This is a genomic window from Sphingobium chungangianum, from assembly GCF_977014255.1.
In genome coordinates, this window is the sequence record NZ_CDRNIV010000006.1 from 2,758,218 (window position 1) to 2,771,139 (window position 12,922).

Here is a 12,922-nt window from a genome sequence, read left to right on the forward strand (position 1 = left end):
AACGCTCCCTATCCTCTCCCCTGAAGGGGCGAGGAAGTTAGAGGTAGGGGCGGATCGCGGCTAGGAAGGCGTCGCCAAAGGCGTCGAGTTTGCGCTGGCCGATGCCGCTGATGTGGCCGAGTTCGGCGAGTGTCGCGGGGCGTTGTTCGGCCATTTCGCGCAGGGTGGAATCGTGGAAGATCACATAGGGGGGCACGCCCTGTTCCTGCGCCAGTTCGCGGCGGCAGGCGCGCAAGGCGTCGAACAGCGGATCGCCGACGGGGTTTTCCGGTTTGCCGTTACGGGCGCGGCGGCGGCGTTCGCGGCGTGGGGGGAGGATCAGGCTGACCTCCTCCTCCCCGCGCAGGATCGGGCGGGCGCTGGGGCCTAGTTCGAGGCCGCCATGTTCGTTAGTTTGCAAAGCATCTTTTACGAGCAGCGCGCGGGAGACTGGGCGGAGCAGCGCTGTCTCTTCTCCGGAGACGATGCCATAGACGGAAATCTTGTCGTGGCCGCGTTCCCGGATGCGGTCGGTGACGGCGCCGGTCAGGACTTGCTCGATATGGCCGGTGCCGAAGCTCTGGCCGGTGCGATAGACGGCGGACAGATATTTGCGCGCGGTTTCGGTCGCGTCGATGCTGGGCGGGGGATTCAGGCAATTGTCGCAGTTGCCGCAGCTCAGCGGGGGATGCTCGCCGAAGTGACGGAGGAGGATGGCGCGGCGGCAGGTGCCGGTTTCGACGAGGCCCCCGAGGGCGGTGATACGGGTGCGTTCGCCCTGCTGGCGGCTGGGGTCGAGTTCGGCGATGCGCTGGCGGGCGCGGGCGAAATCGTCGGCGCCCCAGAAGAGATGTGCTTCGGCCGGTTCGCCGTCGCGGCCTGCGCGGCCGGATTCTTGGTAATAGCCCTCGATCGACTTGGGCAGCGCGGCGTGGGCGACGAAGCGGACGTCGGGCTTGTCGATGCCCATGCCGAAGGCGATTGTCGCGACCATGACCATGTCTTCGCTGGCGATGAAGGCGGCCTGGTTGGCGGCGCGGATGGCGGGGTCCAGCCCGGCATGATAGGCGCGGGTCGGGCGGCCGGTGCGGGTCAGGGTGTCAGCCAGCTTTTCGGTGGCCGCGCGCGTGGGGGCGTAGACGATGCCGGGACCTTCGCTGGCGGAGATGAGATCGGACAGCTGTCGCGGCAGGCCGTCGCGGGGGTGGACGGCGTAGCGGATATTTGGGCGGTCAAAGCCCGCGATGATGAGGCCTTCGCGCGGGATGCCGAGCTGGACGAGGATGTCGTCGCGTGTGTGATGATCGGCGGTGGCGGTGAGCGCGAGGCGGGGGACGGTGGGAAATTCGTCCAGCAAGGGCCGGAGCAAACGGTAGTCGGGGCGGAAGTCGTGGCCCCATTCGGATACACAATGCGCTTCGTCTATGGCAAAGAGGGCGATCTTTGCCGAGCGGAGGAGGCTGCGGAAACCTTCTCCGCTTGCGCGTTCGGGCGCGACGTAGAGCAGGTCTAGGTCGCCGTTGCGCAGGCGGTCCTGGGTCTCGCGCCAGTCGGCATCGACGCTGGTCAGGCTGGCGGCGCGGATGCCGACCGCCTGCGCCGCGCGGAGTTGGTCGTGCATCAGGGCGATCAGCGGCGAGATGACGACGCAGCAGCCACCGAGCGCGACGGCGGGGAGTTGGTAGCAAAGCGACTTGCCTGCGCCCGTCGGCATGATGGCGAGCGTCGGCTGGCCCGCCATGACGCGTTCGACGACCTGTTCCTGTACGCCGCGAAAACCGGGGAAGCCGAAAATGTCGTGGAGGAGACTGGGGATGTCCGAACGCATTCGGCGGCTGTAGCGGGTTCGGCTGGCGAGGCAATGCAGATGCGCGACGGAAGAAGGTCGCGCTTCAGGTGGGCTGATAAAGTGGCTGTGCTGTGGATTTGCGGGCAGAGGGTTTGCCGAGCGCTGTGGCCGAAACGCTTTTAGGGCATCGCGTCTTAATTCCGCGATATCCCCCTGTTACCGTTCGCCCTCAGTCTGTCGAAGGGTCTACTTCCTTTTTTGCAAGAAGAGGGCTTCGACAAGCTCAGCTCGAACGGGGTTGGGCTCTATTTTGGATCTTGGGTCCCCCTATGCGGGTTAGTCGATTGGGTCGAGGAGGCAGCCCCAGCCCTTGCGGTAGCGCGCCGTGCGGGAAGCAAGAAGAGGGACGCTGGCTTCGACGCTGCGCGATTCGGGATTGTCGGAGAGGGTGACGAAGGTCATGCCCGGTTCCTTGTCGCCCTTGCAGCTGTCCATTGCCCGCCCCTCCACATAACGGCAGGAACAGGTGACGCGCGCGCCAAAACCAGCGCCCACGGCGGCGCGGGCGCGCAGGGCGCTCCAGTTCCATGCCAGCAGCAGGACGAGCAGCGCGACGATGGCGGCGAGCGCATAAATCCATTTCGGGCGTGCGGACATGCTCCCCTTTCCGATGAGCCGTGCTAAGGGCGCGGCTTATGAAGCTCGATCGGAAAAGCGTAAAGGCTGTTGGCGCTGGCGCTGCCATTTTGTCGCTGCTGGCGCTGGCGGGGGGCCTCGCCGTGCGCGCCGCCGATCCGGAGACGGATTATCAGGTGTCGGCGGATGCGGGCGTGAATGAAGGGGATTTGCGCGCCGCGATCGATCCGCTGTTCGAGGGCGACGAGGATGTCGGCGAGACGCGGGCGCTGATCGTCATGCATCGGGGCGAGATCGTCGCGGAGCGCTATGCTCCCGGATTCGGGCCGGAGACGAAGCTGCTTGGCTGGTCGATGGGCAAGAGCGTGACGGCGGTGCTGGTTGGATTGATGGTTGCTGACGGGCGGCTGGCGCTGGATTCGCCGGTACCGGTCGCGGCATGGGGTCAGCCGGGCGATCCGCGCGGAAAGATTACGCTGCGGCAATTGCTCGCCATGACGTCAGGGCTGGATCATGTCGAGGATGACGAGCCGCTGGCCGAGGCGGACACGGTGCGCATGCTGTTCACCGACGGCGCGCAGGATATGAGCGCCTTTGCCGAAGCGAAACCGCTGGCGCATGCGCCGGGGTCGCGCTTTTCCTATTCGACCGGCAACACATTGATCCTGGGCGACCTGATGGCGCGGATGGTGACCAGCAATCCCGATCCCGATGTGCGGCGGCAGGCGATGCAGACATTCATCGATGGACGACTGAAAATCCCGGCGGGGATCAAGAGCCTGACGGTGGAATATGACGCCGCTGGCACGATGATCGGCGGCAGTTTCCTGCATATGACGGCGCGCGATTATGCACGCTTTGGCGAACTGCTGCGGAACCATGGGCGGGGGCCGAACGGACATCAGATCGTGCCGGAAAAATGGGTCGATTTCATGCGCACGCCTTCAGGGCGCAATGCGGCCTATGGCGCGCATCTGTGGCTGAACCGCGAAAGCGAGGAAAGCGTACTGATGCCGGGGGATGCGCCGCGCAGCCTGTTCGGCTGTGTAGGACATGGGGGGCAATATATATTGGTGTCGCCGGGTCAGGCGCTGACGGTCGTTCGGATCGGAGCGTCGCCGGAAAAGGAGCAGCGAACGGCGGTTAAGCGGGGGCTTGCGCGGTTGATGCGGCTGTTCCCTGCCTGAGGGTGATTTCGTCCGGTATTATGCCCGGTTATCGGGCTGAATGATCCAGATACAAGGCACGATGCTATGGCGCCTCGCCGGGGCCTGCGCCCGCTCGCTAGAGCATGATGATGTTTGGGCGATCGTCGCCCCAGACTTGATCCGGGATCCCACTTCTTTTCTGACGCTGCCGAGGCAGCGGGACCCCAGGTCGAGCCGGGGTTACGGAAAATCGGCCCTAATGCTCATGCTTCCGTGTAAGACGATCACGCTATAGAGGCCGCCACGTCAACCGAGGCTGAAGCGCCCAAATAGTGCCGACCAGGTAGGCAGCAGCCGTTTTTCCAGGCCGTCGCCCGGACAGATGCGATGCACGTCCAGCAGGTCAAAGCCCGACCGCCTGCCCTCTACCGTCACTCGCCTGTCGAGATAGCGTCGCGCCGATCGGGGGGCGTCAAGCTGCCACGTGCCGCCATCATCTCTCTCCAGCGCATAGCCCCATTGGCCGATGCGCAATATTCCGGTTTCCACATGCCATGTCCCTTTGGGCATCGCGGCCTATCCCCGAACCCGCTGGCGGTGCGCCCCTCCGGCGCTGCCTGACGCCGACAGTCGATCGAATATGGCACGTTTGAGCAGCGGGGACGAGTGGATGAGATGTTGCAGTTCGCGAATGGCGCCATCGACCACGCCCTTGTCATAATCACTGACTGTCCAACGACGGGTGGATGGGGACGTTGGATCGACGAAGAAGCATATCGTTTCCTGTTCGCCCGTCAGAAGCTCAACATGGTGTTGCCTTAGCCGCTCGATCAGCATGTCAGCGACATAGTGTTCCCATTTCATATTCATGCCCGTCGTTCCAATCCTGGAATGTCATGGTCTGCCAGCACGGTAGCTGGAGCAAAAAAAGGGCGCGTCGAAATCGACGCGCCCAGTGCATGAGGAGGGTTGGATCAGAAACCGAAGCTGATGCCGCCGCGGACCTGAGCCAGGCTGTTGTGCCCACCGAAGCCGTAGCCGCCGGACAGGAACAGGTTGACGCGCTTGTTCACCGAAGTGTCGATGCCAAGTTCGATCAGGCCATGACCATCGGGATCGACGCCCTTCAGGTTGAAGGCATTGCCGCCGCCCACATATTGGACGGTGCGATCGCTGCCGATGTTGCCCTGGAAGCTGTACTGCACCTTGGCATAGGGGCGGTAAGCCACACCATCGACATCACCCAGCAGAGCGCCTGCCTTCACACCGATGACCGGCGAGAAGACCGTCTTCGACGCGTCTTCGACGTTGAGACCGATGCCTGCGCCACCTTCTTCGGTGAAGCCGTTCATCGACCAGCGGCGAAGCGCCAGCTTACCGAAGGGCGTTACGACGAGACCGTTACCGGCCGCGAAGTCATAACCCATTTCCAGGCTGGCATCCCACTGCGAACCCTTGAAGTTGCCTTCGATCGTGCGGGCAAGCAGGGTCAGGTCACGTTCGACTTCAAACTTCGAGAAGCCGTAGGCGAACTGGAAGCTGCCGTAGAAGGGACCAAAGCCCTGCGTCGCATAGGCACCGATGGTGTAGGTGCGGACCTGCGCTTCTTCCGGCGAACCCTGAGCGGTTACGTCATGCTGACCATAGCCGAAGCCAACACCGAAGGCGCCGTCTTCCTGATAAGCGACGTCGATACCGAAGGCGCCGCCATAGCTGTTGGTCTTGATCTTCGACGCGCCCGAGCGAGTGCCGCCCGTCTTGGCGAAGTTAGCCGAGGGGTTGAACCAGAGCTGGGTGCCCAGAGCCTCTCCATAACCGCGACGTGCCGCCAGACGGTTGACCGTGGTGTTGAAGACCGCGTTCTGATCCACCGCAGCAAGCGAACCGTAGATCTCGGCCGAGGAAAGCTCGTTGAAGACCTGCGCCGCCTGAGCGCTGTTCAGGCGCCAGTCGAGACCGGCCGCGATGTTGGCGATGTCCTGAGCGTTGGCGATCTCCGTGACCGAAGCAAAGCCATTGCCACCAGCAGCGTCCGTCTTCACCCGGGCGATGACGTCAGCCAGAGCGCTGTCGAGACCCACAGCCGCGGCAGCCGCGTTGCGGTTGGTCGCGCCGACGGCATAGCTGTTGCGGGTCGCTTCGATCGCCACGGTCTTGGCGGTCGTGTCATGCTTCAGGCCGAAGGTGACGAACTGCGAGCTGAGCGACGGGGTTGCGGTTGCCGTGACGTCGCCCGTTCCGGTGTAGGTGAACAGCGTGTAGCCGTCGCCCGTGGAATAGAGGCTGTCCTTCGACACGGTCACCGCGACCTTGCCAGCCAGGTTCAGGTTCCCATCCACCGACACAGATGACGGGGTCGAGAAGACACCGGCATTTTCGGGAGTGGTGAAGTAGGGAATGCTGACGCCGCCGGTGATCGGGCCCAGGATTTCCGGAGCCGAACCGCCATCGTTGACGTTCAGGCTGCCGAAGCGGACCAGCGAGGGGTTGACGCCCACAACCGTCGTGCCGTTGGCAGTCTGGGTGTAGTTGCCCTGCTGATAGACTTCGATGCCCTTGATGGCTTCAGGACCCGGGGTGACGATGCTGTTGCCGACCGTGCGGATGAAGGTCGGTGCGCGGCGGCCGAGGACGAGGGTCGCATCATTGTTGATGTTGCCCTTGATCCCGAAGACCGCGTCGTCCGAAGCGACGTCCAGCTGGAGTTCGCCAGCCTGCACGTTGAGGTTGCCGACATCCATCGTCCAGGCTGCGGGCGAGGAGCCTTCAGCCGGAACATATTCGGCGCCCGTCACGACGAAGGTGCCAGCGCCCGTCTTGTTGACGGTGTTGACGCCCAGCACGCGAACGGCCATCGGGTTGAACAGCCCTTGCGCGTCTTGCGGCAGGGTCGCGACCGGCGTGAAGTTGGCCGGGGTGGTCGATCCAGCCAGCTTCAGTTCGCGGGCGCCCAGGAAACCGCCGCCGTTCAGGTTGACGGTCGTGTCGGTCAGATAGGCACCGCTGTCGTCGCGCTGTGCGTCGATGTCGCCGAGCGTGATCGACCCGTTGTTGAGGTTGATCGCCGCCTTGATGTCGGCTGTCTTGACGGCAGCTTCGCCACCCACGCTGAGGTTGAACGCGGCAGGATCAACCTGCGATGCGTTCAGGGGAACGCCCGCGCCCGAAACCAGCGAAGCCAGTTCGGAGGCGACTTCGCCCTGCGTCGATACCGCACCCGTCACGGTGAAACCGCGCGAGATGCCGTTCTGATCGACCGTGTAGGTCTGCGCCGCAGGAGCAGCCGTGACGGTGACGGCGGTCGTGTTGACCGTCGCATCGACAGTAGCCGTGCCGCTGAACACCGATCCGCCGAGCGTCGTGTTGCCCGTCAGGATGCCGTTGTTCGTGACAGCACCAGTGACGCCTTCCAGCTCGACGTCGCCAAAGGCGATGCCGTTGTTGGTGAAGCTGGCGTTGCCGCCTGCCGGAGCCGCCGTGACGTTTGCCGCGATCGTGCGGGTGCCAGCGTCGGTCGGGTTGGTGTCGGTGATCGTCGCGGAGCCGCCACCGTCCAACGCGGAAACGCTGAACACATTGCCCGCACCCGGCGTGCCGAGCGAGCCATTGTTAACGAGCGAGGCGGAGGCCAGACCTTCGACATCGACATCGCCAAGGACAGTGCCGTTGTTCGTGACCGAAGCCGCGGCGCCGACCGGCTGACCCGTGAACGTCGTTACGACGCTGACGGGGGTGAAGCCATCAGCCGCATAGGTGGTGACGGTTTCTTCGCTGCTGTCGAAGCCCGAGCTGCTGGCGAAAAGGTTGCCGCCGGTCCCGTTGTTGGCATCGCCGATGACGCTGCCTTGGCCGATGGTGATCGATGCACCGCCTACGCCGGAAGCGAAGACGTTGCCCGCCACGCTGGGCACGCCCTGCTGCGAGGGAGCATCCACGACGACCGAAGCCTGACCACCTGCGGAGGTGAAGCTGTTGGTTTGCGTGCTGGTCGTCAGCGTGTCGATACCGCCAGTGACGCTGTAATTGTCAACGCTCTCGCTGTTTGACAGGTCGGTGCCCGACGAGGCGAAGACCGATCCGCCGACCGAGCCGGTGATGTTGGCGCTCGCGTTGCCGAAAGCCGAGGTGACGCTGCCGTCACCATCGATGCGTCCGGCATTGTTGAGCGTGGCGTTGCCAGCAGCGGCCGGAGCCGTTTGCGTCGAGGTGGTGGTGACAGTAGCCGTGCCATCTCCAGCGGCGTCTACCGTCCGCGTTGCGGAGGTGGCGAATGCCACGTCAGCGGGCGTGAAGGCGAAGGGGCCGACCTGCGCGGTGCTGACAGACACGTTGCCAGCGACAGCTGCATCCGCGCCGATGTCGGCCAATGCCGAAGCGGTGCCTGCGACGTTGAGGTTGCCGCCTACATTGGCAGCGCCTTGAAGCGCGACGGAAGCCGCACCGCCGGTCTGGCTCTGGGTGAACTGCGAGCTGGCGGACGAGCTGGTTCCCTGCAGAACGCCAGCGTCATAGGTGTCGGTGCTTTCCGAGGCGTTCGTCAGGTTGATGGCGAAGCCCTGGCTCGTCGAGGTGACGTTGCCCGAGATCTGGCCGCCGTTGACGTTGACCGCACTGCCTGCGTTGCCGGAGGAGAACACATCGCCGTTGCGGCCAGAATCACCGGGAGCAACCGTTCCGCTGATGTTGACGGTGCTCGTGCCGCCGGTGGTGGCGAAATCGGTCGTATCAAGGCTGGTGGCGACGACCGTTCCGGTGCCTGCGCCATCGCGGGAGTCCGTCGCAACGTCCGTGCTGGCAGTTGCGGATGACCCACCCTGGGCTACAGAAGACACGTCGCCATAGACGCTGCCGCTGACTGTCGCAGTGCTGTTGGCGGCGGAGAACTGGCTGACGCTGCCGTCATTGCCGGTGCCGAAGTTCAGCGAGCCGTTGATGCCCGCATAGGTGCCGGTGACGTCGCCGCCGACGGTTTCGCTCGAACTGCTCGACTGCGTGGTCGTGGTCGTTCCCGATACGGTGACCGTGGGACCGGTGCTGGTCGAGACCGTGCTGCCGCTCGACGCGGTGGTCTGGCCGAGGACCTGGCCATTGTTCGCGATCGTGATCGCGCCGGTGTCCGAATCGGCATCTACGTCGCCGCTGATCCGTCCAGCGGCGGCATTGGTGATCGAGATGGCGCCATCAGTGGTTGAGGCCAAGGCGTTGCCGCCGACCGAGCCGCTATTGGCCAGGGTGACGGAGCCGGTTGTTGCCGTGCCGACAAGGTCGCCATCGACGGAACCGGCGTTGGTGACGGAGACGTTGGCGGTATCGAGGGCTGAGCCGATCAGGCTGCCGCCGACTTCGCCCGCGGGACCGTTGACGAGCGCAACATCACCATAGGCCGAGCCGAATACGCTGCCGCCTACCGAACCGTTATTGGTGACCGAAGCCGTGCCGCCGAAGTCCGTTGCGCTGATGCTGCCCGTGACTTCGCCATTGTTGGTGGCGGTGAAGCTGTTCGCGGCGGCAGTGCTGCCGACGCCGCCAAAAGCGATGCCGGTGACCAGGCCATCGTTGGTCAGTGAAACAGCGCCATCGCCCTCGCCAGCGGCATAGCCGCCCGCGACGAAATCATAGCCGACGCTGCCGCCGCTGATGTCCGCGCCCGAGGCGATCGTTACCGTAAGGTCAGGGTTTGCAGGAGTGGTGATCGCGGCATCGATGCTGGCGTTCACCGCGGCGCTTGTACCCGCGCCGGTGGGCACGTTCACAGTTGCGGGAGCGGCTGAGGCTCCACTGGCGTTGGCGAGGAGCGCCATCGCCGGCATCGAGGCTGACAAGAGCAGCATCCGATGCAGTTTCGAGTTATTTCTCATTCTTTATTCCCCTAGTCATCGTGCAAAGCCGCAAAGCCAGACGGCAGAAGGGGACATCCGGGCCGGGACGACACCACCCGACCTGCCGCATCTGATATGCGCGGTGAAATCCCCTTCACCCCCTGCACATTGCTAGACGCACTTCACGTGCGTGTGCGCAACTTGCGCAAATCTCCTATGCGCAATCGCATTCGTTCGCAATCGCTTTTTGCGGCGTCGCAAAGATGTGCGCAAATAGCTCCGAGATTTGACGGATTTAGCCCGGGCTTTAGGCCTTTTCCATGAAAATTCTGGATTCTTAAGTGCGCAAATTGTATGATCGTTCAATATGCACTTGGCAGGTTTGCGACAGCGGTGTGAACGCTTCTAGAAACAACAACGAACAAAAGGCGACGCAAGATTTGCGATCGTCGGTTTTCCAGGTGGTCGCACGGGTGTGCCAAGAACAGGCGCAGAAAAACATGTCTTTTGATTATGAGTGGGATCAGCAGAAAGCGCGTGGGCTGATCAGCTGCCTGATAGAGGAAACCGGCCTGTCGGCGACGGAAGTAGCGCGCCGATCAGGGCTGGCTCCATCGACGCTGACGCGCATTTATCCCACACCTTCGGTAGGCTATTCCCTTTCGGCGCGGAGCATATCCAAGCTCAAGGAAGCATTCCCCGAGCCATTCGCCATGTGCGAGGCAAGGGGGATCACCGCCACCCCTTCACCGGCCCCCACACATCTAGTGAAGGAGCGGCCCCTGCCCTTTGCGATGCCGAGTGAAAGGACCATCCCGGTTTATGCCGCGTCGCTGCTGTTCCCGGACGAGGACAGTATATCGCTGGCCAACGACCTGGAGATGTGGGAGGGCGACTTCACCCAGCCGGCCGCCTTTATCCCCGCGCCATTCGGCCGTGCCGACGCGGCCCGCTATTTCGCGATCTACATCCCCAGCGAAGCGATGGAGCCGAGGTTCCGGGCAGGCGAGCGGGTGATATTGGACAGGATCAAGCCTGCGTCCATCGATACCGACGTAATCGTGCAACTGCGCGACGAAGAGGAACGGTCGCTTTGGACGATAGGCAGACTGAGCGCGCGGGACCGCAACCTGATCGGCCTGACCCAATATAAGGACCGGGTGACCGCTTCCATTCACCGCAGCAAGGTCCGGCATATCTTCCCCATCATCGGGATGCTCGGCGACGAGGCTTGAGGGTTGACGCGGCCCGGCTGCCGCCAAGCTCAATATCGCTCGCCTAGAGCAGGAACTGCCCCTCTATCACCGTGCGACAGGCGCCGGTCAGGATGACCCGATCGCCGTCCAGACGGCAGCCGAGGCGACCGCCGCGAGCAGATGCCTGCACGGCGCTGAGCTTTACCTTATCGAGCCGGGACGCCCAGAAGGGGGTGAGCAGGCAATGGGCCGAGCCGGTCACGGGATCCTCGTCCACGCCACCGCCTGGCACGAAGACGCGGCTGAGGATGTCGCTGTCCTCACCCTGCGCGGTGGCAATCAGCATGATGTCACCGAGCGCCGTCAATGCCGCAAAGTCAGGCTGGAGCGCGCGGACGGCCGCAGCATCAGGGAAGAGGAACAGGCTGTACCCGCCGTCGCGCCAATGGGATTCGAGGGGCTCCCCGCCGAGCCCGGCCGCAAGATCGGGCAGCGCGCGCGGCTCCATATGCCACGCGGGGAGGGAAAGGGTATAGCCATCCCGGTCGCGCATAACCGTCAGCACGCCCGCGTCACGGGTGCGGAAGCGCAGCGCGGTGCGGCCGCCCATCAGCACATGCCCGCTCGCCAGCGTGGCATGGCCGCAAAGCTTCACCTCGACCGTGGGCGTGAACCAGCGCAGCGCATAATCGGCGTCGGGATCATCGGGCGTCGGAACGGTGAAGGCGGTTTCCGACAGGTTGTTTTCAGCCGCGATCGCCTGGAGGGTGGCATCGTCCAGCCAGCGGCCGAGCGGCATCACGGCGGCGGGATTGCCGGTGAAGGGCGCGTCGGCGAATGCGTCAACCTGGGTGAAGGGAAGGCTGGTCATGGATTGGGTTTCCGCTGGCTTGTGAGGCCAATGATGACGCGCGGTGACGCCGGGCGATAGGGCCAGCGAGGAGACATTGGTCTGGATGTGCGTCAAGGGGGAGAGTGATCTGGCGTTCGATGCAGGGGCCTGAGATGCCAGCTTTCGCTGGCATGACGTAGGTGGGGGAAAGGAAATGGGCCAGCCATATGAAATGGCTGGCCCGTGTTCGCGGCTTTAGGGGACGCTTTGACCGTCAATCCAATTTTGGCCCGAAGGCCGGTGAGGAATGACGCTCCCCAGGCTTACGCACTGCCGCTCGCCCTCCCGCGGGCGATCGATGCTGACGATGTTAACGCAGATTCACTGAGTCGTCTCGCGCAAACATGGTTTTCAACGGGTAATCGGCTCGTGTCAGCCGGTTATGCGCCGCCGCATTGCGCGCGATGCAGGAGTTTCTGGTCCGCCAGCACCAGCGCCATCATCGCTTCGACGACCGGCACGCCACGGATTCCCACGCAGGGGTCGTGGCGGCCCTTGGTGATGATGTCGGAAGCTTCGCCCTCCCGCGTGATTGTTTCCACGGGGATGAGGATCGAGCTTGTCGGCTTGAACGCGACCCGCAGCTTCACCGGCTGGCCGGTCGAGATGCCGCCTGCAATGCCGCCAGCATGATTGGCAAGAAAGGCTGGCCCCTCTTCGCCCGGACGCATGGGATCGGCATTTTCCTCGCCACGCAGGCGGGCAGCGGCGAAACCGTCGCCGATTTCCACGCCCTTGACCGCGTTGATGCTCATCATCGCGGCGGCGAGTTCGCTGTCGAGCTTGGCGTAGAGCGGCGCGCCCCAGCCTGCCGGCACGCCGGACGCGACGCATTCGACCACGGCGCCAAGGGACGAACCGTCCTTGCGCGCGCCGTCCACCAGTTGCTCCCACCGCTTGGCAGCTTCAGGGTCGGGGCAGAAGAAGGGGTTATTGTCGATTTCCGCCGCGTCAAAACGGGCATAGTCGATCGCGTCGCCGCCTATCTCACTGACATAGGCGAAGATATCGACCTCCGGCAGGACGAGGCGGGCCACCGCGCCCGCAGCGACACGGCTGGCGGTTTCACGCGCCGACGAACGACCGCCGCCGCGATAGTCGCGAAAGCCATATTTGGCATCATAGGCATAGTCGGCATGACCCGGCCGATAGGCCTTGGCGACGTCCGAATAATCCTTCGACCGCTGATCGGTATTCTCGATCATCAGGCTGATCGGGGTGCCGGTGGTCTTGCCTTCGAACACGCCCGACAGGATGCGGACCTCGTCCGGTTCGCGGCGTTGGGTCGTGAACTTCGATGTGCCGGGCTTGCGCTTGTCCAGATAGGGCTGGATGTCGGCTTCGCTGATCGGCAGGCCGGGAGGGCAGCCATCGACGATCGCGCCGATGGCCGGACCATGACTCTCGCCCCAGGTGGTGAAGCGGAATACGCGGCCGAAGGTGTTGAAGCTCATATCCTGTCC

At 63.9% G+C, this 12,922-nt stretch carries 9 protein-coding genes; 2 read left to right on the top strand and 7 right to left on the bottom strand.

Features of this window, described 5'->3' with window-relative positions:
- Nucleotides 1–37 precede the first annotated feature (37 nt).
- On the bottom strand, nt 38–1,807 hold the full coding sequence (gene recQ / locus ACWNC0_RS20700; RefSeq protein WP_449474338.1) for a DNA helicase RecQ: 1,770 nt from the start codon (nt 1,805–1,807) through the stop codon (nt 38–40).
- Nucleotides 1,808–2,104: 297 nt separating this feature from the next.
- Nucleotides 2,105–2,425, bottom strand: coding sequence for a hypothetical protein (locus ACWNC0_RS20705; RefSeq protein ID WP_449474339.1), 321 nt, complete (start codon nt 2,423–2,425; stop codon nt 2,105–2,107).
- 38 nt (nt 2,426–2,463) lie between these two features.
- On the opposite strand from ACWNC0_RS20705, the gene ACWNC0_RS20710 reads away from it, so the two are divergent.
- On the top strand, nt 2,464–3,591 hold the full coding sequence (locus ACWNC0_RS20710; protein ID WP_449474340.1) for a serine hydrolase domain-containing protein: 1,128 nt from the start codon (nt 2,464–2,466) through the stop codon (nt 3,589–3,591).
- A 267-nt stretch (nt 3,592–3,858) separates the two neighbouring features.
- Here the strand turns inward: ACWNC0_RS20710 and ACWNC0_RS20715 are convergent, their stop codons facing one another.
- From ACWNC0_RS20715 to ACWNC0_RS20725, 3 genes are all read right to left on the bottom strand, one after another.
- Nucleotides 3,859–4,122, bottom strand: a complete 264-nt coding sequence (locus ACWNC0_RS20715; RefSeq protein WP_449474341.1) for a DUF5818 domain-containing protein — start codon at nt 4,120–4,122, stop codon at nt 3,859–3,861.
- Nucleotides 4,123–4,128: 6 nt separating this feature from the next.
- The gene (locus ACWNC0_RS20720) at nt 4,129–4,422 is read right to left on the bottom strand and encodes a hypothetical protein (RefSeq protein WP_449474342.1); all 294 of its coding nucleotides are present in this window, start codon (nt 4,420–4,422) and stop codon (nt 4,129–4,131) included.
- Nucleotides 4,423–4,526: 104 nt separating this feature from the next.
- Nucleotides 4,527–9,410 (bottom strand): autotransporter domain-containing protein, encoded by a 4,884-nt coding sequence (locus ACWNC0_RS20725; RefSeq protein ID WP_449474343.1) that lies wholly within the window; start codon nt 9,408–9,410, stop codon nt 4,527–4,529.
- A 461-nt stretch (nt 9,411–9,871) separates the two neighbouring features.
- Here ACWNC0_RS20725 and ACWNC0_RS20730 point away from each other — a divergent pair, with 461 nt between their 5' ends.
- Nucleotides 9,872–10,606 (top strand): hypothetical protein, encoded by a 735-nt coding sequence (locus tag ACWNC0_RS20730; protein WP_449474344.1) that lies wholly within the window; start codon nt 9,872–9,874, stop codon nt 10,604–10,606.
- Nucleotides 10,607–10,649: 43 nt separating this feature from the next.
- On the opposite strand, the gene ACWNC0_RS20735 is transcribed toward ACWNC0_RS20730, so the two are convergent.
- Together ACWNC0_RS20735 and aroC are read right to left on the bottom strand one after the other, a co-directional pair.
- A complete protein-coding gene (locus ACWNC0_RS20735; RefSeq protein WP_449474345.1) occupies nt 10,650–11,438 on the bottom strand; it encodes a PhzF family phenazine biosynthesis protein in 789 nt (262 codons plus the stop codon).
- Nucleotides 11,439–11,839: 401 nt separating this feature from the next.
- The gene (gene aroC, locus ACWNC0_RS20740; protein ID WP_449474346.1) at nt 11,840–12,913 is read right to left on the bottom strand and encodes a chorismate synthase; all 1,074 of its coding nucleotides are present in this window, start codon (nt 12,911–12,913) and stop codon (nt 11,840–11,842) included.
- Nucleotides 12,914–12,922: the final 9 nt, after the last annotated feature.

What these genes read in the sequence shown, in the direction of transcription:
- recQ (WP_449474338.1), bottom strand. Translation starts at nt 1,807, where the DNA reads ATGCGTTCGGACATCCCCAGTCTCCTCCACGACATTTTCGGCTTCCCC.
- ACWNC0_RS20705 (WP_449474339.1), bottom strand. Translation starts at nt 2,425, where the DNA reads ATGTCCGCACGCCCGAAATGGATTTATGCGCTCGCCGCCATCGTCGCG.
- ACWNC0_RS20710 (WP_449474340.1), top strand. Translation starts at nt 2,464, where the DNA reads ATGAAGCTCGATCGGAAAAGCGTAAAGGCTGTTGGCGCTGGCGCTGCC.
- ACWNC0_RS20715 (WP_449474341.1), bottom strand. Translation starts at nt 4,122, where the DNA reads ATGCCCAAAGGGACATGGCATGTGGAAACCGGAATATTGCGCATCGGC.
- ACWNC0_RS20720 (WP_449474342.1), bottom strand. Translation starts at nt 4,422, where the DNA reads ATGAATATGAAATGGGAACACTATGTCGCTGACATGCTGATCGAGCGG.
- ACWNC0_RS20725 (WP_449474343.1), bottom strand. Translation starts at nt 9,410, where the DNA reads ATGAGAAATAACTCGAAACTGCATCGGATGCTGCTCTTGTCAGCCTCG.
- ACWNC0_RS20730 (WP_449474344.1), top strand. Translation starts at nt 9,872, where the DNA reads ATGTCTTTTGATTATGAGTGGGATCAGCAGAAAGCGCGTGGGCTGATC.
- ACWNC0_RS20735 (WP_449474345.1), bottom strand. Translation starts at nt 11,438, where the DNA reads ATGACCAGCCTTCCCTTCACCCAGGTTGACGCATTCGCCGACGCGCCC.
- aroC (WP_449474346.1), bottom strand. Translation starts at nt 12,913, where the DNA reads ATGAGCTTCAACACCTTCGGCCGCGTATTCCGCTTCACCACCTGGGGC.